Consider the following 24,499-nt stretch of genomic DNA (forward strand, 5'->3'; position numbering starts at 1 on the left):
CTGCCCGGTAAGCGGTGAAGATCAGCTGTCGGCTATCGAGAGCATCGCGCAGAGGCAGCGCGGTCCTTCGGTCTTGACCCCACGCAGGCCCGTGGTGTTGCCGGTCTAGCAAACAAATATCTGAACCTTGCCAATGCGACAGACGATCTCGCCCGCTCGACAGACATCCTGAACGGCGTGTTTGCCGGGTCAGTCGTCGTCGGCGAATCCTTCAATGCAGCCACCGCCCTCGCGGCGGCCCGCACCGCAGGCGTCGCGACAACGGTTACTGGCGCAGGGCTTGTTGAATTCAGCTTGCTGACTGACGCTCTGGGACAGCGAGCCGGTTCATCGGCAAACGCGGTTCGTAAGCTGTTAACCACACCCCTCGCCCAAGCAGGCGCGGGGGGAGGAATTTCCAAGGGACGAGTCGAGGGTGCGATTGCCGCCGGTTTCAGGACCGAACAAGGGCTGACGCTCGAACAGGAGCGAGCCTTGGGCGAGAACCTGCCGAAGTTCGTTCGAGACTTCATAATCCCGCGTCTTGAAGCCGGAGGTGTTAATCTGGAAGATCGGGCCGCTGTCAGGAAGTTCCTGCGCAACGCAGGGGCCAATGAGACCGCTGAGCGCGCATTGCTCGAGATCATTTCCGCCCGGGATGAATACGAGAAGGCAAGTAAAACAGTCGATCAGTTCGCAGATACCACACAACTTGCAATCACCAACTCCAAGAACATGAACGCGGCTCTTGAGACCCTAGCTGTCGGGTTCAACGACCTGTCGTCATCTGTCCTTGTCCCGCTGCTCGAAACAACGGCCCCGGCAGTCGCATCTCTCGGACGAGGGATGCAGGACGCCGCCATGTGGTTGGACAGCATGTCGGAATCGCAACGCCACACGGTGGCTAGTATCACGGCTCTCGGCACGACTGCTGCCGGGGCCGCTGTTGCCGTCGGGGGTGTTACTGCCGGGTTTAGACTCCTTGCCCCACTGGTTGCGGCAGGTAGCCCGGTTATCGCCGGGCTTACTTTGCTAGGAGCTGCGGCCACCGGGGTCGCCAAGATTCTCGATGGTATCGATGAAAAAGAACGGCGCGATATTGATCGGATGGGACGCGAACAGAGGTTCCGCGAGGGTCAGGCGAAACGGGCCTCCGGGTTGGGCTTCGGATTCAATACAGACTTGATCGACCCTGCCCTGCTATTCACCGACAAGCTAGCGAGGGATTACCGCGCCCCGGCAGGGCCACGCCAGTTCCTCGGTCCGAACCTGCCCGGTTCGGGAACACCCAATATCACCGCGGCTTTTCAGGCTTGGGCGAACGCGACTCGCGGGGCCGGTCTTGATCGCGACAACATTCTTGGTCCCTTGACGGCCGGGGCCGCCGTTGAGTTTGGAAAGGACCTGCTTGGGACCATAGGCACCAACCTTCAGGACCGTGTCATGACCGCCGGGGATACGTGGGAAAAAAGCGTTGAGGAAAGCGGGAACGTCTTCACCAGTGGTATTGAGTCCGCCGCAGTGCGGATGAACGAGCTTATTATCGCTGGAGCCACGGAGGCCCGCAACATCCTGAGTTCTGTCTCTACCGGGCCGGTTCGCGGATTCAGCCGTCCGGACATCGGCGATAGCAGCAGCGGCGATGGCGGGAACTTCTACATCGGACAACCGATCCCATAAGGAATACATGACATGACAAATGATCCGGAATGGTTGATTAACTTCAAGAAGTATCAGGAAGGAGATGCTACGGCGAAGGAACACCACGCGATAGGCGGTGGTCGGGGTTTTGGGGTTGGTGCGGGTAGGGGCAATCCTAACCGCATTCAAACCGCCGAGCAGGTGTGGGAATGGTTTGTGAAATACCGCGAGCATATCGAGTCCAACCCGATCAAAGAGCAGCTTGTTTTCAGCGCCCGCGAAGGTATCCGCAAGACATCAATCGATAAGATGCGGGCCATGACGTGGCAAGGTTTCGCCCGATTCATGGGAGTAACGTTTGACACCGTCATGAAGTGGAAGCAGAGCCGCGAAGACTTGAAGGAGGTCTTAGCCGCGATCAAGGACGAGATGTTTGACCAGAAGTTTACCGGGGCCGCCGCGGGGGTCCTGAATCACTCGATCATCGCCCGTGAGCTAGGGCTGACAGATAAGAAAGAGATCGCCGGAGCCAATGCAGGTCCCGTCAGCTTCACCATTGAGCCGGTCAAATCCGGAACGTTCTTGCCCCCCACGGAGGCCAAGGAAGGCTTGCATCCAAGCGCAACAGATGATCCCGGGTCGGAAGAGGGGTAACACCCTGATTCTGCGATAAAATTCAAACAAATCAAGGTGAATTGGTGGAGCCGAGGGGAATCGAACCCCTGGCCTCATCATTGCGAACGATGCGCTCTACCGACTGAGCTACGGCCCCATTGGGCCGCTATTTGAACCCGGCAAGACGTGATGTCAAGCCGCCCCGCACGCTGCAGCTTCTGCAAGAACCTCGTCCGCACGGCAGTCCGACAGGGTGCCGGCAGCAGGCCCGGCGACCGGGTCTCGCCCCCGATCACCGGCTTGGCATGTCCTTGCGGCGAAAGCCGGTTCCGTCTCCTCAGGCGGCCTGCTCGGGATCGAGCGTGACTGACCACAGCTCATTATCGGCACGGTCCATCAGCCGAACCGTCATCTGTCCGCTATCGCCCGCGATATCGACAAGACCGAAGAATTGCAGCCCGGCAGAGGGCGGCAGGTTCACCTGACCGGCTGGCGGAGCCTTGACGAATTTCACCTCGGGACCGAAGGTCATGTCGAGATCGTTGGGGCCGAAGCTTCCGGAATGCAGCGGACCCGAGACGAATTCCCAGAAAGGCTCGAATTCCTGGAATGCCGCCCGGTCGGGATGATATTCATGCGCGGCGGTATAGTGGACATCTGCCGTCAGCCAGACGGTATTCCTGATCCCCTCGTCGCGCATAAAGCGTAGCAGCGAGGCGAATTCCAGCTCGCGCCCCTTGGGCGCACCAGGATCGCCATTGGCAACGGCCTCGACGAATTTCTGGTCCTCGGACACCTTGTCCCAGACACAAAGCCCGATGGGCATATCGCAGGCGATCACCTTCCACGTCGCCTTTGATGCCTTCAGTTCGGATTTCAGCCAGTCGAGCTGCGCCTTTCCCAGGACCTGCGATTGCGCCGTGACCTCGCCCTGCATCCCCTCACTATTGGCGCCGCGATAGCTGCGCAGATCGAGGAAGAAGATCTCCAGCAGCGGACCGTAGGCAATCTTGCGATAGACGCGCCCCGGCTCGGTCGGGACATAGCTGATCGGCGTCATCTCGTGGAAGGCGCGGGCAGCGCGGGCATGCAGCAGGGCGATGGATTTTTCCGTGTAGCGGTCGTCGCCGGTCAGGTCCTTGCCCGGGGACCAGTTGTTGACTACCTCATGATCGTCCCACTGGAACAATGTCGGGCAGGCCGCGGACAGGGCCTGCACATGCTGGTCCATCTGGTTGTATTTCCAGCGGCCACGGAATTCCTCCAGCGTTTCGGCGACCTTGCGAACCTCGTCGATCAGCACGCTGTTCTTCCACAACCCGCCCTCGATCTCGACCTCGTCTTCCATCGGACCGTCGGCATAGATCGTGTCGCCCGAATGGATGAAGAAATCCGGCTCGTGCAAGGCCATGGTGGCGTAGGTCCGCATTCCCTCGTCATCGATGCCCCAGCCCTGCCCGGCGGTATCGCCCGACCAGACGAAGCGGATGTCGCGGCGCTCGGTGGGGGCGGTGCGGAAACGGCCCATGATGGGTTCGCTGACGGCATTCGAATCCGACAGGTCCGTGGCGGTCATGCGATAGAAGACCGTCTGGTCCGGTGCCATCCCATCGACCAGTGCCTTGACCGCGAAATCGCTGTCCGGCAACGCGTTCATCCGGGCGAGCAGGCGGGCATCCCCGAAATTCTCCGACGTGGCGACCTCCAGCGCGATGCGCGAAGGCCGGTCCGTGCGTGTCCAGACCATGCCCCCCTGCATATTGATGTCACCCGACTGGACGCCATGCGCGAAAACGGGCCGGGCAGCGGCGCGGCTGATCGCGGGCATGGCGAGAACCGATGTGGTGGCAAGTCCCGACATCAGAAGGCTGCGGCGCGTCATGCGGGGGCGGTTGAGGGACATGCGTCTGGCTCCTGTCTCTGGCTGGATTCGGCACAGGGTTAGCCATGAATTGCGACGCTAATATGTCGTGTTCGCTGTGTTTCGGTGACGCGGGAAAATGCAACTCCGCGTGAACTCGGGGAACCCTCACCAATATGCGAGCGTTCGCCGCTGACATCTTCCATCAGACGTGATGTGCAGTCTGAAACGAAAAGGATATTATCGGCGCCATGAACATACGCTCTCTCGCACTTGCGCCCGCCCTCATCCTTGGCCTCGCCTTTCCGGCCCTGGCCGAGAAAATCCCGCTGAACGAGATCTCCAGCTATCTCAACGGCCTCAAGACGGTCACATCCGAGTTCACGCAGGTGAATAACGACGGTTCGATCTCGACCGGTACGGTTTTCATCAGCCGTCCGGGCCGTGTGCGCTTCGAATACAACAATGATTCGACCCTGGTCCTGGCATCCGCGGGCAATGTCGCCGTATTCGACCCGAAATCCAACGGCGGGCCGCAGCAATATCCGCTGTCAAAAACCCCCCTTTCGATCATCCTGGACGCGAATGTCGATCTGGGGCGCGCGAATATGGTCACCGGCTATGCCGAGGCCAAGAACTCGACCGTCGTGACGGCCCAGGATCCCGCGCATCCGGAATACGGCAATATCCAGATGGTCTTCACCGGCGGGCCGACCGAACTGCGCCAATGGGTCGTCACCGATGACAGCGGCGAGAAGACCACGGTTATCCTGGGCGAAATGCGCAAGGGCGGCTCGATTCCGGATGCGAAATTCTCGATCAGGAGCGAGCTCGCGCGCCGCAACTGATCGCTGAACCTCCTGCAACCGGGCCGAAGCATCAGCCCGGTTGATGCATTTCATCACAAATCCGGGCTTGATCTTCCTTGCAGGAGCGTTCAACGCTGGCTGCGAATTTTTGCCGCTCAGGTTCCCAGCATGTCTTCCCAAGCCCGGATTTTCGCCCCCGTCCTGATCGGGGGCTCCCTGATCCTGCTGATCAATTTCGCGATGCGCGCCAGTTTCGGCGTGTTCCAGATCCCCATTGGCGAGGAATTCGGCTGGCCGCGCGCGGAATTCTCACTGGCCATTGCCATCCAGAACCTTGCCTGGGGGATCGGTCAGCCGGTGTTCGGCGCCCTGGCGGAACGTTGGGGAGACCGCTTGGCGATCATCCTGGGGGCGATCCTCTATTCGGCGGGGCTGGTGCTCAGCGCCTATGCGACGACGCCTGCGACCATGCAATTGCTGGAGGTGATGGTCGGTTTCGGCATCGCGGGCACCGGTTTCGGAGTCATCCTCGCGGTCGTCGGACGTGCCGCGAGCGACGATAATCGCAGCCTCGCCCTTGGCATCGCCACCGCCGCCGGCTCGGCGGGGCAAGTCTTTGGAGCGCCGCTCGCCGAAGTCCTGCTGGCCTTCTACACGTGGCAATCCGTGTTCATCATCTTTGGCGTGATCGTGCTGGCCTGCATGCTCTTCCTGCCGATGCTCGGAGATGGCAAGCCCGCCACCCGCTCCGAGTTGGAGGAAAGCTTGGGCAGCGTGTTGCGGCGCGCCTTTCGTGACCCGTCATATCTGATGATCTTCGCTGGCTTTTTCTCTTGCGGCTACCAGCTTGCCTTCATCACGGCGCATTTCCCCGCCATGGTGACCGAGATGTGCGGACCGATCAGTCCGATGGGCACGCTCGCCTCGATCGGGATCACCACGACCTCGGCGCTCGGGGCGGCGGCGATCTCGCTGATCGGGCTGGCCAATATCGCGGGGGCGATCTTTGCCGGATGGCTGGGCAAGCGCTATAGCAAGAAATACCTGCTGGCGGGCATATATACGCTGCGCACCATCGCCGCTGCGGCCTTTATCCTGACGCCGATCACGCCCAGCAGCGTTGTCATCTTCTCACTGGTGATGGGCGGGCTGTGGCTGGCCACGGTGCCGCTGACCTCGGGATTGGTCGCCTATATCTACGGGTTGCGCTACATGGGCACGCTTTACGGGTTTGTGTTCCTGTCGCACCAGCTCGGCTCGTTCCTGGGCGTTTGGCTCGGGGGCAAGCTGTATGACATCTATGGCGATTACACGCTGGTCTGGTGGGTCGGCGTCGGCGTCGGTGCCTTCAGCGCCCTGATCCACCTGCCGGTCCGCGAGGCGCCGTCGCGCCTGCCACCCACCACCCCGGCCGCCGCCTGAACAAGTTTGTTTGACTGGTCAATCAATATTCCTTAGCCTTGTCGCAAGCCCCCCCCGAAGGGGCTGCATGAAGCAACTGGGAGTATTCAACATGACCATCCGTTCCATCAGAACCCCGGCGCTCACCTGCCTGGGCCTGTTCCTTCTTGCCCCGGCGGCATTGGCGCAGGAAGGCGAAGCCAATGATTGCCCGGTCGCCGAATTCACCAAGGGATTGCGCTTCCAGCAGCAATCGGCCGAGATCCGGGCGCTACAGCGGCAAGCCTATAACATCGCGACCGAGAAACTGGACGCGGCGGTCGCAGATGCCGAAGACCCTTCGAAACTGGCCGTCGTCACCGATCTGGACGAAACGGTGATCGACAATACCCCGCTTCTGGCCCGTGACCTGGAGAATTGCCATACCTATGACGCTTGGGACACCTGGCTGCCATGGGAGCGCGACGGCAATCCGGCCCTGATCCCCGGCGCGAAGGAATTTCTCGACCATGCCGACAGCCTGGGCGTGGCAATCCGCTATATCTCGGACCGTGCGGATGAGCAGAAAGAATACACGATCGCGTCGCTGACCGAACTGGAATTGCCGCAGGTCAGCCCGGAAACCGTGCTGCTTCTGGGGCCACCCAAGATCGAACGCCGCGAGCTCGTCTCGGAGGATCATCAGATCGTTCTGCTGCTTGGCGACACGCTGCATGATTTCGACAATGGCTTCCGCAAGACCCCGCTGGAGGATCAAAAAGCGCTGGTCGATGAGAATGCAGGCAAATGGGGCGCTGAATGGATCGCCTTCCCGAATGCCGCCTATGGCAGCTGGTCCGAAGCGCCACTGACCGCATGGGACGCTGAAACCGTCATCGAAGAATGGTGATCGGGTCAAGGTAGATCACGGCCGACGCAAGAGAGGCGCAGCACATGATCGCTGCGCCTCCATCACCCCAAGCCGTCAATATTCGCAACTCCACCCCGTGGCGAAACACGGCGGCGCCCAGTTACGCCCCGTCTGCCTTGTCTTCTCCCTCGGTCGAGGAATCCTCGGCATTCTGCGCCGCACCTTCCGTCCCCGCCAGCCTGCGCATGACCGGGCGCAGGGCTTCGGCTTGCACGCATGCCAGCGTCACGGCGTTGTCATCGGGATGGCGGGACAGATGCTCGGCGATCAGCCTATGACCCAGCCCGTAGCCGGTCCATTTCCGCAGGTCTCCGCCACCGAAAAACCAGCGGGCATGATCGTAATCACGCCGGGACCATTCATTCATCGCGGCACGGACGCTACCTTGCGCCGGGGTGGTCGCATCCCATCGGTCGGGCTCCCCGCCCAGGACCTGCAAGACGAAATGGCCCGCCAGCCCCTCGCTGACCAGAGCCTCCCCCAATGAGCGGCCATAACCCGGCCCGTCCCAACGGATCAGGTGATGCATCTCGTGGATCAACGTCCGGACCAGCATCGGGGCAGCAAAGCGGTCGGGATCGAGCTTGATCTCGATCAACCCGGGAGTCGGGGCGAATCCGCCCACACCCAAGCCGGGAATGCACCCTTCGGGATCGGCCTTCACCACAAGGTCGAAATCGGGCAAATCCGCATGAACGGACGCCTGCGTCACTGCCTCGCGGGCGGCTTGCCGAATTTCCGGAAGGATGCGCGTCAGCTCATGACGCGCATTCAGCATATGAATGTGCCAGGTCGTCAATGAAGTTCTACCCTCAGACCTCGGGCACCAGCACTTCCCGCTTGCCGACATGGTTGGCGGAGGAAACCACCCCCTGCTCTTCCATCTGCTCCACCAGACGGGCAGCCTTGTTGTAACCGATCGCCAGCTTGCGCTGGATATAGGAGGTCGAGCATTTGCGGTCCTTGGCCACGATCATCACGGCCTGATCATAGAGTTGATCCTCGCCATTGTCACTGCCGCCAAGGCCCAGAACCGCGTCGATATCCCCGGCTTTTTCATCATCTGGTCCCTCGACCACGCCGGACTTGTATGATGGCGGCCCAAAGCTTTTCAGATGGGTCACGACCTCCTCGACCTCTTCATCGCTGACGAAGGGGCCGTGGATGCGGGTGATCCGCGCGCCATTGCCCATATAGAGCATGTCACCCTGCCCCAGCAATTGCTCGGCCCCCTGCTCGCCCAGGATCGTGCGCGAGTCGATCTTGGAGGTCACCTGGAACGAGATCCGGGTCGGGAAGTTGGCCTTGATCGTGCCGGTGATGACATCGACCGAAGGCCGCTGCGTCGCCATGATCAGGTGGATGCCCGAGGCCCGCGCCATCTGCGCCAGACGCTGGATGCAGGCCTCGATCTCCTTGCCCGCGACCATCATCAGGTCAGCCATCTCGTCAACGATGACGACGATATAGGGGAAGGCCTCGGGCTGGAATTCCTCGGTCTCGAAGATCGGCTCGCCGGTATCCTCGTCAAAGCCGGTCTGGACGGTGCGCTTGAACAACTCGCCCTTGGCCAAAGCCTCGCGGACGCGCCCGTTATAGCCCTCGATATTGCGCACGCCCATCTTGGACATCTTGCGGTAACGCTCTTCCATCTCGCCCACGACCCATTTCAGGGCGACGACGGCCTTTTTCGGATCGGTCACGACCGGAGAGAGCAGATGCGGGATATCGTCATAGACCGACAGTTCCAGCATCTTGGGGTCAATCATGATCAGGCGGCATTCCTGGGGTGTCAGCTTGTAGAGCAGCGACAGGATCATGGTGTTGATCGCCACCGACTTGCCCGACCCGGTGGTCCCCGCGATCAGCAGGTGGGGCATCTTCGCCAGGTTGGCGATGATCGGTTCGCCGCCGATATCCTTGCCAAGCGCCAGCGGCAGGGGCTGCTTGCCATCGCCAAAGGCGCGCGCCGACAGGATCTCGCGCAGCAGCACCATCTCGCGCTTGGCATTCGGCAGTTCGATGCCGATCACGCTGCGCCCGGGAACGGTCGAGACACGTGCCGACAGGGCCGACATCGACCGCGCGATATCATCGGCCAGGCCGATCACCCGCGAAGCCTTGAGACCCGGCGCGGGTTCCAGTTCGTAAAGCGTGACGACCGGGCCGGGCCGCACCTCGGTGATCTGGCCCTTGACGCCGTAATCGTCCAGCACCGCCTCAAGCATCCGGGCGTTTTCCATCATCGCTTCTTCGGAAAGCTGCAGCCGCTCTACCGTCGCTGGCGCGGTCAGCAATGCCAGGGGCGGTTTTTCATAGGCGGTCTCGGTCTCATCGAAACGCAATTGCGGCTGCGCTTCGGCCTGCGCCTGCCGCGAGGCCGTGGATTTGCGCTGCGGCGGCACCATGACGCGCTTCGTATCCTGTCCGAAAGGTGTGGGCTCGGCAATTTCGTCTACCTCCTCCCCCACGAGAGGAGGCTCGGCGCGGATATCGTCCTCTGCCCCGCCACGCACCAGCCGGGAGGTCACTGCCGCGAGAACCGAGGACTTGGCCGTCCGGTTCCGGATCGCGTCGGTGATACGGCCCCGGACCTCTTCATCCGAGGGGGCATCGCCCTGGTAATCGGAGTCACGATCGATCAGTTCCGGCTCGGGCAGATCACCCGCCAATTCCTGCGGACCGGCATCGGTCTCGGCCATCCTGCGCCGCTGGAACATCCCGCCGCGGGCCCGTGCCTCTTGCGGCTCCGCCGCATTCGCATCCCTGCCATGGCGCCGCTCACGCATTTTCTGCGCAAGCCCGGCCGAAGCCGCGGCCCCGCGCCCGGCGATCCGCATCCCCATGTCATAGGCCGTCACCAGCCCGATCAGGAAACGCCGCCACAGGTTGCGCAGTTCGCGCAGATCGAAGCCCAGCACAAAGGCCGAGACGGCGACCGCCCCGATGACGACCAGCAGGGCGGCGATCTTGATGCCGATCTGCGCCTTGAGCGGGATCACGTTCAGCAGCGCGCCCATCACCATGTCGCCGAAATGGCCGCCCATGCCGTAGCTTTGCTGCCATTCCGCATCCGGTGCCAGGCTGCTGCAATAGACCGAGGCAAGGGCCACGGCGATCGGCAGGAAGATCGCCCGCATGATCCGCTCTTCGCCCCGGTGCAGCATCAGCCGCAGGCCCCAGACAAAGGCGCCGACGACCAGCATCCACGAACCCTTTCCCGCGATCATCATCAGGGGCGAGGACACATATGCGCCAAAACTGCCCAGAAGGTTCTGCGCTGGCGCATCGGTCGCCGCCAGGAAGCTGGGATCCTCGGCGGTCCAACTGCCCAGCATCATCGCGACAAGAACGCCGACAAGGATAAGCCCCGCACCGGCCAGTTCCTTGCCGCGTCGCTCCAACGCGGCCTGCGTGCTCTGGTCGAACAGCGGATCGCGGTGTTTCGCCTGCCAGCTTGCCATTCCGTTACCCTTCCCCACTCTCAATCGTCGCCATACAATACGCCGCGCAACCGGATCAGCGCGGCCTCGGTTTCCTCGGGTGCCGCGACAAGTGCCACGCGCACAAATCCCTTGCCCGGATTGACGCCCCGCACCTCGCGCGACAGATAGGCGCCCGGCAGGACCTGTATTCCCGCCTCCGCCCACAGCTTGCGAGCCGCCGCCTCACCATCCTCGACCGGCAGCCACAGGAAAAACCCGCCTGCGATGGGGCGATAGCCGGGAATATTTCCCAGCACCCGGTCGGCAATCTCGTATTTCTGCCGGTAAAGCGCCCGGCTGGCCTCGACATGCGCCTCGTCCCGCCATGCGGCCTCGCCGACGGCCTGCGAGGGCAGCGGCAAGGGCGCCCCGGCATAGCTGCGCAGCCTGCGGATCTGGGCGATATTCGCGACACTTCCCGCCACGAAGCCCGACCGCAGCCCCGGCAGGTTCGAGCGTTTCGACAGCGAGTTGAAGACGACCACCCGATCTGCCAGCCCCATCGCGGTGGCAACCTCCAGCGCACCGGGCGGAGGGGTATCGCGGTAGATCTCGGAATAGCATTCATCGGCGAAGACCAGGAAATCATGGCGCTCTGCCAACCCGACCAGCGCCTGCAGATAATCCCGATCCGCGATCGCCCCCTGCGGATTGGCAGGCGAGCACAGATAGGCTATCGCCGTGCGATCCAGCAATTCGGCAGGCAAACCCGCATAATCGGGCAGATCGCCGGTCTCAACGGTGGCGGGCACGAAAACCGGTTCGGCCTGCACCGCCGCCGCCGCAACCGCATAGACCTGATAGAACGGGTTGGGGATCAATATCGCCGGTGGCTGGCCGTTCTTCTGCTCGGGGCACAGCGCCAGGGCCGCATTGAACAGCCCTTCCCGCGTACCGTTCAGCGCCATCACACGCCCGGGCTCGATGTCGAGACCATATCGTGTTCCGAGCCAGCCGCAAATCGCGTCCAGAAGCCCCGGCGTTCCCTCATTCACCGGGTATTTGGCAAGCCCGCCGATATGCTCGGCCATCACTTGCGCCACGAAACCGGGCATGGCATGACGCGGCTCGCCGATGGTCAGCACCATCGGAGCCTCTCCGGGCGCCAGCCCGGGCTCGATATCCGACAACAACGCCCGCAAACGCGGAAACGCGTAGTCCGGCAGGTTCGAGAACCGCTCGGGAATTGCCATGTCTGCCTCGCTTTCGGAGTCTTTGCCCCGTTATTGGCATCAACATTAGCGTGATCAGGCGCTTGCGTCCAGTGAAAGCCGGGCCAATGGGCCTAATTGGCGGCCAATGCGCTTTCCATGCCCGCCGCGACGCGCAAAAGATGCCGGTCGCCGCCGACATGCCCCATCGCCATGATCCCGCAACCACGATGCCCGGTGGGCAGCGACACGGCCGGAAGCCCCAGCAGGTTGCCGATCCGCGTATTGCGCAGGGTCAGCAGATTGGCGCGGGCGAAATATTCCTCGTCCTCGTTCAGCCGGGCGGCATCGGGGGGCAGGATCGCCGAAGTCGGCAGCAGGATGGCATCGTATCCGGCGGTTTTCGCTGCCCATTCAAGACGCAGCCGCGCCAGCTTTTCCCATCCGCCGACATAATCCGCCGCGCTGACCTCGGCCCCGCCGCGGAAACGTTCGAGGATCGGTTTGTGCATCAGCTCGGGCGCATCCTCGATCTGCGCGCGCCATATTCCATAGGCCTCGGGCGCGAACAGAAGCGGAGACAGATCCATGGCGCGCCTGACGATCCCGGGATTGCCGTGGGTAATGGATGCCCCCGCGCGGGCCAGCCGGTCAACCGCGTCGTGAAAGGCCGAAACCGGGCCTTCCTCGGCCTCTTCGAAGGGCAGGCCATCCAGCACCATCAGCCGCAACCCTGCCGCCGAGCAGCCTTTGAGATCGACGGCGGGCCTGCCGGTCAGCACCGCCATGATCTCGGAGCAATCCTCGACCGAGCGGGCCAGCGGCCCGGCCACGTCGAAACGGCGGCAGAGCGGCACCACGCCCTGCGACGAAACCGCACCATGGGTCGGCTTGAAGCCGACGATGTCGTTCCATGCGGCAGGCACCCGGATCGAGCCGCCGGTATCGGACCCGATCGCCGCCGCCGCCAGCCCCAGTGCCACCGAAACCGCCGCCCCCGACGAGGATCCCCCGGGCGCCCGGGACGGATCCCGCGAGTTGGGAGGCGTCGCCGTCATCGGGTTCAACCCCAGACCGGAAAAGGCCAGTTCCGTCATATGCGTCTTGCCCAGGCAGACCAGCCCTTCGCGTGTCGCCTGCGCCAGGGTTTCGGCATCGCGCCGCGGCACCCGCCCTTCCAGCAGGCGCGAGCCCGCCTCGGTCACCGTGCCGGCACTGTCGATATTGTCCTTCCAGCTGATCGCCACACCGTCCAGCACGCCCCGGCGCAGTTCCGCCTTGACGCGGTCATGGGCGGCGATGGCCTCGGACCGGGCGCGGGCCTCGGTCAGCCGGGCATAGATGCGCTTGCCGTCGGGATGCGCCTTGATGGCGGTCAGGTAGGCCTCGGTCTGATCCAGCGGGTCGAGCAGGCCGGCGGTGATCGCCCGGCCTTGCTGAACCGCCGACGCCCTCAGCCAGTCCATCTCAGAAATCCACCGCGAGGCCGTTCTTTTCGTAATCGCCGAAGCGCACGGGTTCCGGGCCGTCGCGGCCGCCATATTCCTTGGGCAAAGCCGCCAGTTTCGCTGCAGCCTTGCGGCGCTCCTCGGCCTCGGCTAGGGCGCGTTGGGCGGCGGGCGGCAAATCGGGTCGATCGCTCATGGAAACATCCCCTGATTGGGCGTATGGATCACGTCAGTCTTGCGACAAGACTTAGGCGAAGGAAAGCGATTTGGCAAAGCCGACTGGTGATTTGGCACGAAAAGGCGCGTTGCGGCTGCTTGCAGGCGTGCGCGAGGGGCTCAGCCTGTCCGATCAGGGAACATCGCTGAAATCGATGTCCCCGGCGGATCAGGCCCGCGCCGGTCGTCTTGCAGCCGAGGTGCTGCGCCATCAGTCCCGCGCGGATGCAGTGATCGCCTCCTATGTCAGCCGCAAGCCCACCCCGCAGGTCGCCGATGTCCTGCGCCTCGCCACGGTCGAGATGCTGGAACTGGGCGGCGCGGCGCATGGGGTCGTGGATGCGGCCGTCACCCTGACCCGAGGGCTGGGCAAGCGCGGACAGGCGGCAGCGGGCATGGTGAACGCGGTGCTGCGCAAGATTTCGCGCCACGAGGACTGGGCCGATCTGCCGCCACAGCGCATGCCCGATTGGCTGCGACTGCCCGTCGCCGAAGCCTATGGAGAAGATACGACACGGGCCATCGAGGCCGCCCATCAGGCGGGCGCGCCGCTTGACCTGACGGTAAAGCCTGATGCGCCCCTTATCGAAGGCGCAACAGAGCTGCCGACCGGATCGCTGCGCATCTCCGGCCATGTCCAGGTCTCGGCCCTGCCGGGCTACACCGAGGGGGCATGGTGGGTGCAGGACGCTGCTGCGGCCCTGCCGGTGTGCCTGCTCGATCCGCAACCGGGCGAGAGGATCGCAGATATCTGCGCAGCCCCCGGGGGCAAGACGCTGCAACTCGCGACAAGCGGTGCACAGGTGACGGCGGTGGATATCAGCGCCCCGCGGCTAAAGCGCGTCGCCGAGAACCTCAAACGCTGCCGCCTGAGCGCCGATCTGATCACGGCCGACGCCCTGGAATGGCAAGCCGATACAGCCCCCGACGCGATCCTGCTGGATGCCCCTTGCTCGGCCACCGGCACGATCCGCCGCCATCCCGACCTGCCCTTCCTGCGCGACGGCAGCGGCATTCCCGATCTGGTGGCGCTGCAATCGCGCCTGCTCGATCACGCGCTGGCCCAGCTCCCTCCCGGCGGAAGGCTGGTCTATGCCGTCTGCTCGCTGCTGCCCGAAGAGGGGGAGGCGCAGATTCGCGCCGCCTTGACCCGCCATCCCGGCCTTGTCGCCCGCCCCCCTGCACTGCCCGGCATCGACCCGGCATGGATCACCCCCGAGGGCGGGCTGCGCCTGCGCCCCGATTACTGGCCGGATCTGGGCGGGATGGACGGATTTTACATGGCGCGCCTTGGAAAGCCCGCCTGACGCTGGACCTTCTGCCCGCAGGCGGTTAGTTGATCGCCAAACCAGATGCGAGGCCCGCCACATGTCCCATCCCGTCACCCTGAAACGCGCCCTGATCTCGGTCTCCGACAAGACCGGGTTGATCGAATTCGCCCGGAAACTGTCGGCCCGTGGTGTCGAACTGCTCTCGACCGGGGGCAGCGCCAAGGCCCTGCGCGAGGCCGGGCTGACGGTGGTGGATGTCGCCGATGTCACCGGCTTCCCCGAGATGATGGATGGCCGCGTCAAGACCTTGCATCCAGTCGTGCATGGCGGATTGCTGGCGCTGCGCGACAATGCCGAGCATCTGGCCGCGATGGAGGCGCATGGTATCGGCCCGATCGACCTGCTGGTGGTGAACCTCTATCCCTTCGAGGAAACCGTGGCGAAGGGTGCCGCCTACGAGGATTGCATCGAGAATATCGATATCGGCGGTCCGGCGATGATCCGCGCGGCGGCCAAGAATCACGGTTTCGTCAGCGTCATCGTGGATGTGCAGGATTACGACGCCCTGCTGGCCGAGCTGGACGCAAATGACGATCACACGACATTGGAATTCCGCCAGCGCCAGGCGCAGATTGCCTATGCCCGCACCGCCGCCTATGATGCCGCCGTATCGACATGGATGGCGGGTGCCATCGGCGAGGAAACCCCGCGCCGCCGCGCCTTTGCCGGGACGTTGGCCCAAGGGCTCCGCTATGGCGAGAACCCGCATCAATCCGCGGCCTTCTACGTAACGGGCGAGGCCCGCCCCGGAGTCGCCAGCGCCAGGCAATGGCAGGGCAAGGAACTCAGCTACAACAATATCAACGATACCGACGCGGCATTCGAACTGGCCGCCGAGTTCGACCCGGCCCGAGGCCCTGCCTGCGCGATCGTCAAACATGCCAATCCCTGCGGCGTGGCACGCGGAGAGACCGCCATCGACGCCTACAAGCGCGCCTTCGATTGCGACCGGACCTCGGCCTTCGGTGGGATCGTGGCGTTGAACCAGCCCCTGGACGGTGCGACCGCCGAGGAAATCGTCAAGATCTTCACCGAAGTGGTCATCGCTCCGGATGCCGATGAGGACGCCAAGCGCATCTTTGCCGCCAAGAAGAACCTGCGCCTGCTGACCACTGGCGGACTGCCCGACCCGGCTGCAGCCGGAACGACATTCCGGCAGGTGGCGGGCGGATTCCTGGTGCAGGGACGCGATAACGGCCATGTCGCCCTCGACGCGCTGAAGATCGTGACCGAGCGCCAGCCTTCGGAAGACGAGTTGAACGACCTGCTCTTCGCCTGGACCGTCGCCAAGCATGTCAAGTCCAACGCCATCGTCTATGCCAGGGACATGGCAACCGTCGGTATCGGCGCGGGCCAGATGAGCCGCGTGGATTCCACCCGCATCGGCCGCCGCAAATCCGAGGACATGGCCGAGGCGCTTGGCCTGTCCCGACCACTGACCGAGGGTGCGGCGGTCGCCTCTGACGCCTTCTTCCCCTTTGCCGACGGAATCGAGGCGCTGGCCGAGGCGGGCGCAAAAGCCGTGATCCAACCGGGCGGTTCCATGCGCGACGAAGAGGTGATTGCCGCCGCCAACCGGCTTGGCCTGGCAATGGTCTTTACCGGCCAGCGGCATTTCCGTCACTGATGGCCGAGGCTCCGAAATCCGGGGGCGTCAGGCCCAAGGCGCCACGTGCGCGCAGGCCCACCCCCCCGCCCGAGCCGGTTCGCGCCGATATGCGGCTGACGGGCTGGATCGCTGCAGCGATCATCGCACTCGACCAGGCATTGAAATACTGGGTCGTGCATGTCCTGCAGCTCGACCGGCTCCACGAGATCGATGTGCTGTCCCCGTGGCTCAACCTGCGCATGGCATGGAACCAGGGGGTGAATTTCGGGCTGTTCTCATCCGGGGAAAACACCATGCGTTGGGTGCTGATCGGCATCGCGCTGGCGATTTCGCTCTGGGTCTGGATCTGGATCTGGCGGGCGGCTCCGGGACTGCTTGCGCGAATATCCGCCGGGTTGCTGATCGGCGGCGCGCTTGGCAACGTGATCGACCGGATCGCCTATGGCGCGGTCGCGGATTTCCTGAACATGTCGCTGCCCAGCTGGCAAAACCCCTACAGTTTCAATGTCGCGGATATCGCAATCTTCGCGGGTGCCATCGGTCTGGTCCTGATACCGCAGAGAAAACCCGATCCCGAACCGCAGAAGCCGGCAAGAAAGCCACGCGCCAAACCCAGGAACGACAAGCCTCGTGACGAGGCGGATAATTCGGGTTAGAACGGGGCGGAATGATAAAGGGGCGGATCATGCGGGCAATCTCGCTGACAATCGGTATCGCGGCGCTGATGGGCATGACCGCTTGCGGCGGCAACCCGAAGCTGATGAATCTTGAAAGCGGGCAAAAATCGCCGGATGAATTCGCGATCCTGCCGACCAAGCCGATCAGCATGCCACCGGATCTCGCCCTGCTGCCCACTCCGACGCCCGGTAGTTCCAACATCACCGACCCGACCCCGGTCGCGGATGCGGTGGGTGCCATGGGCGGCAATCCTGCCGCATTGACCGATCAGGGCGTTGCCGCGTCGGATCAGGCGATGGTGGCCTACGCCTCGCGCGCGGGCAACGATCCCGCCATCCGCACGACGCTGGCACAGGCCGACCAGAGATGGCGGGAGCGCAACAAGCCCCGCCCGCTTGAGCGTCTGGCGGGCACCAGCGTCTATCACCGCGCCTACAGGCCGGTATCGCTCGATCCCTATGCGGAACAACAGCGCTGGCAGCGCGCGGGCGCCCGCACGCCAAGCGCCCCTCCCCGGCCGGAGGAATAACCACTTCCCGGCATCTGCGTGAAGAGACGCGGGTTTTCAATCTGCCCGGAAGATCGACGTACAGGCCGATGACGGCGATACGATCCCTGCATGACCTGCACAAACCCGTGTTTTCTCGCGATCGCGGCCTTTCCGCTATAGACTTCGCCAAATCTCTCCCCAATCATTGACCCAAAGAATGCCCATCAAGGGCGTCGCGTTCAGAGTCCGGGGGAAATCATGGTCTACTATAACGAGATGTTCGAGGGCGAGTCCGTCCGCGATCCATATGCCCGCCTCAGCGAATGGGTCGAAACCATGCCGGAGGATTTCCGGCAGATGAAACAGGCCGAGGCCGAGGCCCTGTTCCGGCGTATCGGCATCACCTTCGCGGTTTACGGCGAGGGAGGCGATCCCGACCGGCTGATCCCCTTCGACATGATGCCCCGAGTCTTCGAGCAATCCGAATGGCGCAGGCTGGAACGCGGCATCAAGCAACGCGCCCGCGCCCTGAACGCCTTTCTGCGCGACGTCTATGGCCGGGGCGAGATCATCCGCGCCGGCCGCATCCCGGCACGGCTGGTCTATCGGAACGAGGCCTATGAAAAGGCTGTTACCGGCATCGTGCCGCCGCGCGGCGTCTATAGCCATATCATCGGCATCGACCTTGTCCGCACCGCCAAGGACGAGTTCTTCGTGCTCGAGGATAATTGCCGCACCCCCTCGGGCGTCAGCTACATGCTGGAAAACCGCGAGATCATGATGCGCATGTTCCCGCAGCTTTTCCGCCAGAACCGCATCGAGCCGGTCGAGCAGTATCCCGATTTGCTGCGCCGGACCCTGGAATCGGTGGCGCCCGCGAAATGCGACAGCCGTCCGACCTGCGTGATTTTGACGCCGGGCCATTACAACAGCGCCTATTACGAGCACAGTTTCCTTGCCAACCTGATGGGCGTCGAACTGGTCGAGGGGCAGGATCTCTTCGTCGATGGCGAATTCGTCTATATGCGCACGACGCAGGGGCCAAGGCGCGTCGATGTCATCTATCGTCGGATCGACGACCCGTTCCTGGACCCGCTCTGCTTCCGCCCCGATTCCATGCTGGGCGTGCCGGGGCTGATGGATGTCTATCGCTCGGGCGGGGTGTCGATCTGCTCGGCCCCCGGCGCGGGCGTGGCCGATGACAAGGCGATCTATACTTTCGTGCCGGAAATGGTCCGCTTCTACCTGGGCGAGGAACCGCTCCTGAACAATGTCCAGACCTGGACGCTGTGGAAGGACGAGGATTACAAATATGTCATGGCGAACCTGTCCGATCTGGTGGTGAAAGAGGTCCATGGCTCGGGCGGCTACGGCATGCTGGTCGGGCCAAGGGCCAGCAAGGAGGAGATCGAAACCTTCCGCAAGAAGATCGAGGCCAACCCCTCGAACTACATCGCCCAGCCAACCCTGTCGCTTTCCACCTGCCCGACCTTCGTCGAGCAGGGCATCGCCCCGCGCCATGTCGATCTGCGCCCCTTCTGCCTTTGCGGCGACCGGATCGAGCTGGTGCCGGGCGGGCTGACCCGTGTCGCGCTGCGCGAGGGCAGCCTTGTCGTCAACTCGTCGCAGGGCGGGGGCGTCAAGGACACCTGGGTCCTGTCGGAATAAGGGGAGGGATCAGACATGCTCAGCCGCACCGCCTCGAACCTGTTCTGGATGGGCCGCCACCTGGAACGCGCCGAAACCGCCGCCCGCCTGCTGGATGTCGGCCAGCGCATCACGCTGCTGCCCAATACCGCGGTCGGGTATCAGAACGAATGGAACTCGCTTTTGCAGGCATCCGGGGCCTCCGACCAGTTCCGGCAGAAATACAGCGAGGTCACGCAGGAGAATATCGAGGAATTCATCTTCTTCGACCGCGACAACCCCTCGTCGGTCGCCAACTGCATCGAAAGGGCCCGCGAAAGCGGCCGGATCGTGCGCACCGCCCTGACGGGACAGGTCTGGGACGCGCTCAATGTCACCTACCAGGAATTGCGCAAGATCGAGAAAACCCCGCGTTCCAAGCTGGACACCGCGACGCTGACCGATTTCACCACCAGCCATACCTCGACCGTGCGCGGGGCCATCAACGCCACGCAATTGCGCAATGATGGCTGGCATTTCATACATACCGGCTTCGGGCTGGAGCGCGCCGACGCCACCGCCCGGCTGCTGGATGTGAAATATTTCGTGCTGCTGCCCCGGATCGAGTTCGTCGGCTCTGGCCTGGATACCTATCAATGGATGGTGATCCTGCGGGCACTCTCGGCCCATCGCGCCTTTCATTGGGCCTATGGCGGCGACATCACCGCCGCGCGGGTCGCCGATTTCCTGATCCTGAACGGGGAAAGCCCGCGTTCGCTGGTCACCTCGCTTTACGAAACGGTCTGGCATCTGGACGGGCTCGTCCGGCGCTATGGCGAGAACGCGCCCGCCACCGCCCGCAACCAGGCCCGGGCCACGCTGGACGCCTTGCAGGCGCGCGATATCGACACGATCTTCGACGAGGGGCTGCATGAATTCCTCAGTTGGTTCATCGGCGAGATCGGCACCGTCTCGAACCTGGTGCATCAGGACTACCTGCTGGGAGGGGCGTGATCCATGAAACTGCGTATCTCGCATGAAACCGTCTATGGCTATGACCAGCCGATCCGGAACCTGGTGCAAAGCCTGCGCCTGACGCCCTCGGTCTTCGAGGGGCAGAAAACCCATGACTGGCTGATCGAGATCCCGGGCGGCATCAGGGGGCCGGGATTCCGGGACGCGCCGGCGACTGGATCGAGGGCTGGACCCTGCGCGGCCCGGCCCAGGAGATCGCCGTGCGGATCAGCGGCCATGTCGAAACCCGCGACTTGGCTGGCGTGCTGCGCGGCCATCGCGAGACGATCCACCCGCTCGCCTATCTGCGCGACACGCAGGCGACGGCGCCGGACAAGGCATTGCGGAAACTGGCGCAATCGGTCGGCACGCATGACGACGCGCTGGACCTGGCCCATAGACTATCGGCTGCGGTCAACGAGGCGATCGCCTTCCGCCCCGGCGTGACCCAGGCACGAACCACCGCCGCCGAGGCGCTGGCCCTGGGCGAGGGCGTCTGCCAGGATCACGCCCATGCGCTGATCGCGCTTGCCCGCCTACGCGATCTGCCTGCCCGCTATGTCTCGGGCTACCTGCACTCGACGCAGGACGGACAGCCGCACGAGGCCGCCCATGCATGGGCTGAAATTCATGTCAGTAATCTGGGTTGGGTCGGTTTCGACGCCGCAAATGGGTGCTGCCCGGATGAACGCTATGTCCGCCTTGGCTCCGGCCTGGATGCGACCGATGCCGCTCCGATCCGTGGAGTTGCGATGGGCAGCGGGGCAGAGCGGCTGGCGGTGACCGTGCAGGTGGAAGAGATGGCGCAGTAACCGCGTCACTTCCCTGCCCCGCATCAGCAAACTTGCCAGGGCGGGGCAGGAAAACAGAGTTGCAAGCGAAAGACCGTTCCGGCGAATGCGACGGCCGGAATGCTAGCCCTGGTCAGAGGGTTTCTGCGGCAGCTTGTCGAAATCCGAGGCATCGTGGCGCTCGTCCATCTGCTCCCACGGCTCGCCGTTCCTGCGGTTGACGATCCGGCCGCGCTGCACAGCGGGACGCTCCGCGATCTCGTCTGCCCACCGGCGCAGATGCTTGTATTCCGAGACGTTCAGGAACTCACCCGCGTCATATTGCCTACCGAAGACCAGATTCCCGTACCATGGCCAGATTGCCATGTCGGCGATGCTGTATTCCTCGCCACCGATGAAGCGCCGCTCGGCAAGCGTGCTGTCCAGAAGATGCATCTGCCGCTTGGTTTCCATGGTGAAGCGGTCGATGGGATATTGCATTGGCCAGGGCGCATAGGCGTAGAAGTGACCAAAGCCGCCACCCAGATAGGGGGCCGATCCCTGCAACCAGAACAGCCAGTTCATCGCCTCGGTCCGGGCGGCGTGATCGCGCGGCAGGAAGCGTCCGAATTTCTCGGCCAGGTACAGCAGGATATGGCCGGACTCGAAGACGCGCACCGGCTGGCTTCCGGAACGGTCCACCATCGCCGGGATCTTGGAGTTCGGGTTGACGGCGACGAAACCCGACGAGAACTGGTCACTGTCGCCGATCTTGATCAGCCATGCGTCATATTCAGCGCCGCTCTCTCCGGCGGCAAGCAGTTCCTCCAGCATGATCGTGACCTTCTGCCCGTTGGGCGTGGCCAGCGAATACAGTTGGAACGGGTGTTTCCCGACCGGCAGATCCCGGTCGAACTGCGCGCCGGAGGTAGGCCGGTTGATGCCCGCCCATTCGCCGCCATTCTCTGCATCCCAGGACCAGACACTGGGCGGCTGATATTGCGTATCGTTCATGATGTGATCTCCTGAGGGGATGCCCGAGACATAGGGAACCCGGCACGGTTGTGCAATTCGGAAGCGCAGATATTGCGAGGACGGAAAAACGCGCGCTTTACCCTCACTCTCTGGAAAATTTTTCCCGAATCTCTTGGCAGCCGCCGCAGCTTGGCTTAGCTCGGGTTTGAGTTTCGGTCTGCGACGGTATACCGAGACATCGGAGACAAGACGGAATCACCGAAACGGCGGGTGCCGGTCAGCCAGACAGAAGGTCCAAGAAGATGGAAGCCACATATATCCAGCGCCATGGTTTGGAAGTCGATCAGGGCTTCGCCCGTTTCATCGAGGAGCAGGTCCTGCCCGGCACGGATATCGACGCCGATCGCTTCTGGTCGGGCTATGCCGAATTGCTGGACGGTTTCGCCGCCGAGAACCGCGGCCTGCTGGCCCGGCGCGAGGAGTTGCAGGCGGCCATCGACGAATGGCACCGCGCCCGCGGCAATCAGCCATGGGATGCGGCGGCCTATCGGACCTTCCTGACAGAGATCGGCTACCTGGTTCCCCAGCCCGCGCCCTTCAGCGTCGAGAATGGCGCCGTCGATCCCGAGATCGCCAGCATCGCCGGGCCACAACTGGTCGTGCCGGTCAGCAATGCCCGTTTCGCGCTGAATGCCGCCAATGCGCGTTGGGGCTCGCTTTACGATGCGCTTTACGGAACCGACGTGATGGGTCCGCCCCCCGCAGGTGGCGGCATCGATCCGGCTCGCCGCGACGCCGTGGTGGCGCGGGCGGCGCAATTCCTGGACGAGACATTCCCGCTTGCCTCGGGCAGCCATGCCGATGTCACAGCCTATCGTACCGATGCAAGCGGGCTGGTCGCGCTGGTTGACGGGACCGAGGTCGCGCTGGCCGATCCGTCGGCCTTCATCGGCGCGCGGCAGGAGGGGAAGGATACCGCGCATGTGCTGCGCCATCACGGGTTGCATGTCGAACTGGTCATCAATCCCGGTCATCCGATCGGCGCGGCCTCGGCCTCGGGCCTGCGCGATGTCGTGATCGAGGCGGCGCTGACCGCGATCCAGGATTGCGAGGACAGCGTCGCCGCCGTCGATGCCGAGGACAAGATCGGCGTTTACGCCAACTGGTTGGGGCTGATGAAAGGCGATCTGGCCGAGACCTTCGAGAAGGGCGGCAAGAGCACGACCCGCCGGCTGGCCGATGACCGCGAAGTGACGCGACCCGACGGCAGCCGGATCACCTTGCCCGGTCGCGCGTTGTTGCTGGTGCGCAATGTCGGGCTGTTGATGACCACGGATGTCGTGCGGCTGAACGGCGAGGACACGCCTGAAGGACTGATGGATGCGATGGTGACCATCGCCTGCGCCCTGCATGACCTGAAGCGGGGCAAAGGCCCGAGCAACAGCCGCGTGGGTTCGATCTATGTCGTCAAGCCGAAGATGCATGGCCCGGACGAGGCGGCGTTCACCGACCGCGTCTTTACCCATGTCGAGAAAGTCATGGGCCTGCCCGCCAATACCGTCAAGCTGGGCCTGATGGACGAGGAGCGCCGGACCTCGGCCAATCTCGCCGCCTGCATCCACGCGATCCGCAACCGGGTGGTTTTCATCAACACGGGTTTCCTCGACCGCACCGGGGACGAGATCCATACCTTGATGCAGGCCGGTGCCTTTGTCGGGCGCGAGGGGATGCGGAAATCCGCGTGGTTGCAGGCCTATGAGGATGGCAATGTGCTGATCGGGCTGGCCTGCGGAATGCGCGGCAAGGGACAGATCGGCAAGGGCATGTGGGCCAAGCCCGACGCCATGGCCGAGATGCTGGAGGCCAAGATCACCCATCCGATGGCGGGCGCGAATACGGCCTGGGTCCCCAGCCCGACCGCCGCGACCCTGCATGCGCTGCATTACCACAAGGTCGATGTGGCCGCGCGCCAGGAAGAACTGGCGGGCAACCCGATGCCCGATCCCGACCTGCTGCTGACCCCCGCCCTGACCGGCGACGAGCCTATGTCGCGCGACGAGATCCTGCGCGAGGTGGATAATAGCTGCCAGGGCATCCTGGGCTATGTCGTGCGGTGGGTCGATCAGGGGATCGGTTGCTCGAAAGTGCCGGATATCGACGACGTCCCCTTGATGGAGGATCGCGCCACCTGCCGGATCAGCGCGCAATATATGGCGAACTGGCTGGAGCAGGGGCTGGTCAGCCGCGATGAGATCGAGGATGCGCTGCGCCGCATGGCCACCAAGGTCGATGAGCAGAATGCGGGCGATCCTGCCTATATTCCCATGGCCCCCGCATTCGATGGCCCGGCCTTCGCAGCGGCGCGGGACCTGATCGTTGACGGGACGCGCCAGCCTTCGGGATATACCGAACCGGCGCTGCATGCCCGGAGGAAAGAGGCAAAGGCGATGCGCGGCTGATCGAGTTATTGCTGCTGACCGCTGACACAGA

19 protein-coding genes, 1 tRNA gene and 1 pseudogene are annotated in these 24,499 nt (G+C 63.6%); 13 read left to right on the forward strand and 8 right to left on the reverse strand.

The genetic code is table 11. The features are described 5' to 3' along the window. Positions 1-177 precede the first annotated feature (177 nt). Positions 178-1,659 carry a hypothetical protein gene (locus A7A09_RS07020; protein WP_106690685.1) on the forward strand — a complete coding sequence of 494 codons (1,482 nt, stop codon included), beginning with the start codon at positions 178-180 and terminating at the stop codon, positions 1,657-1,659. A gap of 12 nt (positions 1,660-1,671) precedes the next feature. Beyond that, positions 1,672-2,274 carry a terminase small subunit gene (locus A7A09_RS07025; protein WP_106690686.1) on the forward strand — a complete coding sequence of 201 codons (603 nt, stop codon included), beginning with the start codon at positions 1,672-1,674 and terminating at the stop codon, positions 2,272-2,274. A 42-nt stretch (positions 2,275-2,316) separates the two neighbouring features. On the opposite strand, the gene A7A09_RS07030 is transcribed toward A7A09_RS07025, so the two are convergent. Further along, positions 2,317-2,392: transfer RNA gene (locus A7A09_RS07030), tRNA-Ala, on the reverse strand. Between the two features lie 180 nt (positions 2,393-2,572). After that, positions 2,573-4,138 (reverse strand): alkaline phosphatase D family protein, encoded by a 1,566-nt coding sequence (locus tag A7A09_RS07035; protein WP_106690687.1) that lies wholly within the window; start codon positions 4,136-4,138, stop codon positions 2,573-2,575. A 209-nt stretch (positions 4,139-4,347) separates the two neighbouring features. Between A7A09_RS07035 and A7A09_RS07040 the strand changes: the two genes are divergently transcribed. The 3 genes from A7A09_RS07040 to A7A09_RS07050 all read left to right on the forward strand — a co-directional run bounded on the left by A7A09_RS07040 (position 4,348) and on the right by A7A09_RS07050 (position 7,195). Continuing rightward, a complete protein-coding gene (locus tag A7A09_RS07040; RefSeq protein WP_106690688.1) occupies positions 4,348-4,944 on the forward strand; it encodes a LolA family protein in 597 nt (198 codons plus the stop codon). A gap of 129 nt (positions 4,945-5,073) precedes the next feature. Then, positions 5,074-6,327: an MFS transporter gene (locus A7A09_RS07045; RefSeq protein WP_106690689.1), complete on the forward strand. Its 1,254-nt coding sequence runs from the start codon at positions 5,074-5,076 to the stop codon at positions 6,325-6,327. 91 nt (positions 6,328-6,418) lie between these two features. Next, positions 6,419-7,195, forward strand: a complete 777-nt coding sequence (locus A7A09_RS07050; RefSeq protein ID WP_106690690.1) for a 5'-nucleotidase, lipoprotein e(P4) family — start codon at positions 6,419-6,421, stop codon at positions 7,193-7,195. A 121-nt stretch (positions 7,196-7,316) separates the two neighbouring features. Here the strand turns inward: A7A09_RS07050 and A7A09_RS07055 are convergent, their stop codons facing one another. The 5 genes from A7A09_RS07055 to A7A09_RS07075 form a co-directional block, all read right to left on the reverse strand. Then, a complete protein-coding gene (locus A7A09_RS07055; protein WP_170167038.1) occupies positions 7,317-7,994 on the reverse strand; it encodes a DUF2268 domain-containing putative Zn-dependent protease in 678 nt (225 codons plus the stop codon). A 34-nt stretch (positions 7,995-8,028) separates the two neighbouring features. Further along, positions 8,029-10,680 (reverse strand): DNA translocase FtsK, encoded by a 2,652-nt coding sequence (locus tag A7A09_RS07060; protein ID WP_106690692.1) that lies wholly within the window; start codon positions 10,678-10,680, stop codon positions 8,029-8,031. Between the two features lie 20 nt (positions 10,681-10,700). After that, on the reverse strand, positions 10,701-11,894 hold the full coding sequence (locus A7A09_RS07065; RefSeq protein WP_106690693.1) for an aminotransferase class I/II-fold pyridoxal phosphate-dependent enzyme: 1,194 nt from the start codon (positions 11,892-11,894) through the stop codon (positions 10,701-10,703). A 92-nt stretch (positions 11,895-11,986) separates the two neighbouring features. After that, positions 11,987-13,318 (reverse strand): amidase, encoded by a 1,332-nt coding sequence (locus A7A09_RS07070; protein ID WP_106690694.1) that lies wholly within the window; start codon positions 13,316-13,318, stop codon positions 11,987-11,989. A gap of 1 nt (position 13,319) precedes the next feature. Next, positions 13,320-13,496 (reverse strand): DUF1674 domain-containing protein, encoded by a 177-nt coding sequence (locus A7A09_RS07075; RefSeq protein ID WP_106690695.1) that lies wholly within the window; start codon positions 13,494-13,496, stop codon positions 13,320-13,322. A 70-nt stretch (positions 13,497-13,566) separates the two neighbouring features. Here A7A09_RS07075 and A7A09_RS07080 point away from each other — a divergent pair, with 70 nt between their 5' ends. From A7A09_RS07080 to A7A09_RS07110, 7 genes and pseudogenes are all read left to right on the forward strand, one after another. Further along, positions 13,567-14,823 (forward strand): RsmB/NOP family class I SAM-dependent RNA methyltransferase, encoded by a 1,257-nt coding sequence (locus tag A7A09_RS07080; protein ID WP_106690696.1) that lies wholly within the window; start codon positions 13,567-13,569, stop codon positions 14,821-14,823. 61 nt (positions 14,824-14,884) lie between these two features. Continuing rightward, positions 14,885-16,474: a bifunctional phosphoribosylaminoimidazolecarboxamide formyltransferase/IMP cyclohydrolase gene (gene purH / locus A7A09_RS07085; RefSeq protein ID WP_106690697.1), complete on the forward strand. Its 1,590-nt coding sequence runs from the start codon at positions 14,885-14,887 to the stop codon at positions 16,472-16,474. Between the two features lie 89 nt (positions 16,475-16,563). Beyond that, positions 16,564-17,112: a signal peptidase II gene (lspA, locus tag A7A09_RS07090; RefSeq protein WP_106690799.1), complete on the forward strand. Its 549-nt coding sequence runs from the start codon at positions 16,564-16,566 to the stop codon at positions 17,110-17,112. 29 nt (positions 17,113-17,141) lie between these two features. Further along, a complete protein-coding gene (locus A7A09_RS07095; protein ID WP_106690800.1) occupies positions 17,142-17,663 on the forward strand; it encodes a DUF3035 domain-containing protein in 522 nt (173 codons plus the stop codon). Positions 17,664-17,882: 219 nt separating this feature from the next. Further along, the gene (locus A7A09_RS07100; RefSeq protein WP_170167039.1) at positions 17,883-19,292 is read left to right on the forward strand and encodes a circularly permuted type 2 ATP-grasp protein; all 1,410 of its coding nucleotides are present in this window, start codon (positions 17,883-17,885) and stop codon (positions 19,290-19,292) included. A 15-nt stretch (positions 19,293-19,307) separates the two neighbouring features. Then, on the forward strand, positions 19,308-20,264 hold the full coding sequence (locus A7A09_RS07105) for an alpha-E domain-containing protein (RefSeq protein ID WP_106690699.1): 957 nt from the start codon (positions 19,308-19,310) through the stop codon (positions 20,262-20,264). A gap of 3 nt (positions 20,265-20,267) precedes the next feature. Next, positions 20,268-21,076 (forward strand): annotated as a pseudogene (locus tag A7A09_RS07110) (transglutaminase family protein). Positions 21,077-21,178: 102 nt separating this feature from the next. On the opposite strand, the gene yghU reads toward A7A09_RS07110, so the two are convergent. Then, the gene (gene yghU, locus A7A09_RS07115) at positions 21,179-22,048 is read right to left on the reverse strand and encodes a glutathione-dependent disulfide-bond oxidoreductase (protein WP_106690700.1); all 870 of its coding nucleotides are present in this window, start codon (positions 22,046-22,048) and stop codon (positions 21,179-21,181) included. A 263-nt stretch (positions 22,049-22,311) separates the two neighbouring features. Between yghU and A7A09_RS07120 the strand changes: the two genes are divergently transcribed. Then, positions 22,312-24,468 carry a malate synthase G gene (locus tag A7A09_RS07120; RefSeq protein WP_106690701.1) on the forward strand — a complete coding sequence of 719 codons (2,157 nt, stop codon included), beginning with the start codon at positions 22,312-22,314 and terminating at the stop codon, positions 24,466-24,468. Positions 24,469-24,499: the final 31 nt, after the last annotated feature.

Source organism: Paracoccus methylarcula, from assembly GCF_003007735.2.
Lineage (GTDB): Bacteria > Pseudomonadota > Alphaproteobacteria > Rhodobacterales > Rhodobacteraceae > Paracoccus > Paracoccus methylarcula.

What these genes read in the sequence shown, in the direction of transcription:
- A7A09_RS07025 (WP_106690686.1), top strand. Translation starts at nt 1,672, where the DNA reads ATGACAAATGATCCGGAATGGTTGATTAACTTCAAGAAGTATCAGGAA.
- A7A09_RS07035 (WP_106690687.1), bottom strand. Translation starts at nt 4,138, where the DNA reads ATGTCCCTCAACCGCCCCCGCATGACGCGCCGCAGCCTTCTGATGTCG.
- A7A09_RS07040 (WP_106690688.1), top strand. Translation starts at nt 4,348, where the DNA reads ATGAACATACGCTCTCTCGCACTTGCGCCCGCCCTCATCCTTGGCCTC.
- A7A09_RS07045 (WP_106690689.1), top strand. Translation starts at nt 5,074, where the DNA reads ATGTCTTCCCAAGCCCGGATTTTCGCCCCCGTCCTGATCGGGGGCTCC.
- A7A09_RS07050 (WP_106690690.1), top strand. Translation starts at nt 6,419, where the DNA reads ATGACCATCCGTTCCATCAGAACCCCGGCGCTCACCTGCCTGGGCCTG.
- A7A09_RS07055 (WP_170167038.1), bottom strand. Translation starts at nt 7,994, where the DNA reads ATGCTGAATGCGCGTCATGAGCTGACGCGCATCCTTCCGGAAATTCGG.
- A7A09_RS07060 (WP_106690692.1), bottom strand. Translation starts at nt 10,680, where the DNA reads ATGGCAAGCTGGCAGGCGAAACACCGCGATCCGCTGTTCGACCAGAGC.
- A7A09_RS07065 (WP_106690693.1), bottom strand. Translation starts at nt 11,894, where the DNA reads ATGGCAATTCCCGAGCGGTTCTCGAACCTGCCGGACTACGCGTTTCCG.
- A7A09_RS07070 (WP_106690694.1), bottom strand. Translation starts at nt 13,318, where the DNA reads ATGGACTGGCTGAGGGCGTCGGCGGTTCAGCAAGGCCGGGCGATCACC.
- A7A09_RS07075 (WP_106690695.1), bottom strand. Translation starts at nt 13,496, where the DNA reads ATGAGCGATCGACCCGATTTGCCGCCCGCCGCCCAACGCGCCCTAGCC.
- purH (WP_106690697.1), top strand. Translation starts at nt 14,885, where the DNA reads ATGTCCCATCCCGTCACCCTGAAACGCGCCCTGATCTCGGTCTCCGAC.
- lspA (WP_106690799.1), top strand. Translation starts at nt 16,564, where the DNA reads ATGCGGCTGACGGGCTGGATCGCTGCAGCGATCATCGCACTCGACCAG.
- A7A09_RS07095 (WP_106690800.1), top strand. Translation starts at nt 17,142, where the DNA reads ATGCGGGCAATCTCGCTGACAATCGGTATCGCGGCGCTGATGGGCATG.
- A7A09_RS07100 (WP_170167039.1), top strand. Translation starts at nt 17,883, where the DNA reads ATGGTCTACTATAACGAGATGTTCGAGGGCGAGTCCGTCCGCGATCCA.
- A7A09_RS07105 (WP_106690699.1), top strand. Translation starts at nt 19,308, where the DNA reads ATGCTCAGCCGCACCGCCTCGAACCTGTTCTGGATGGGCCGCCACCTG.
- yghU (WP_106690700.1), bottom strand. Translation starts at nt 22,048, where the DNA reads ATGAACGATACGCAATATCAGCCGCCCAGTGTCTGGTCCTGGGATGCA.
- A7A09_RS07120 (WP_106690701.1), top strand. Translation starts at nt 22,312, where the DNA reads ATGGAAGCCACATATATCCAGCGCCATGGTTTGGAAGTCGATCAGGGC.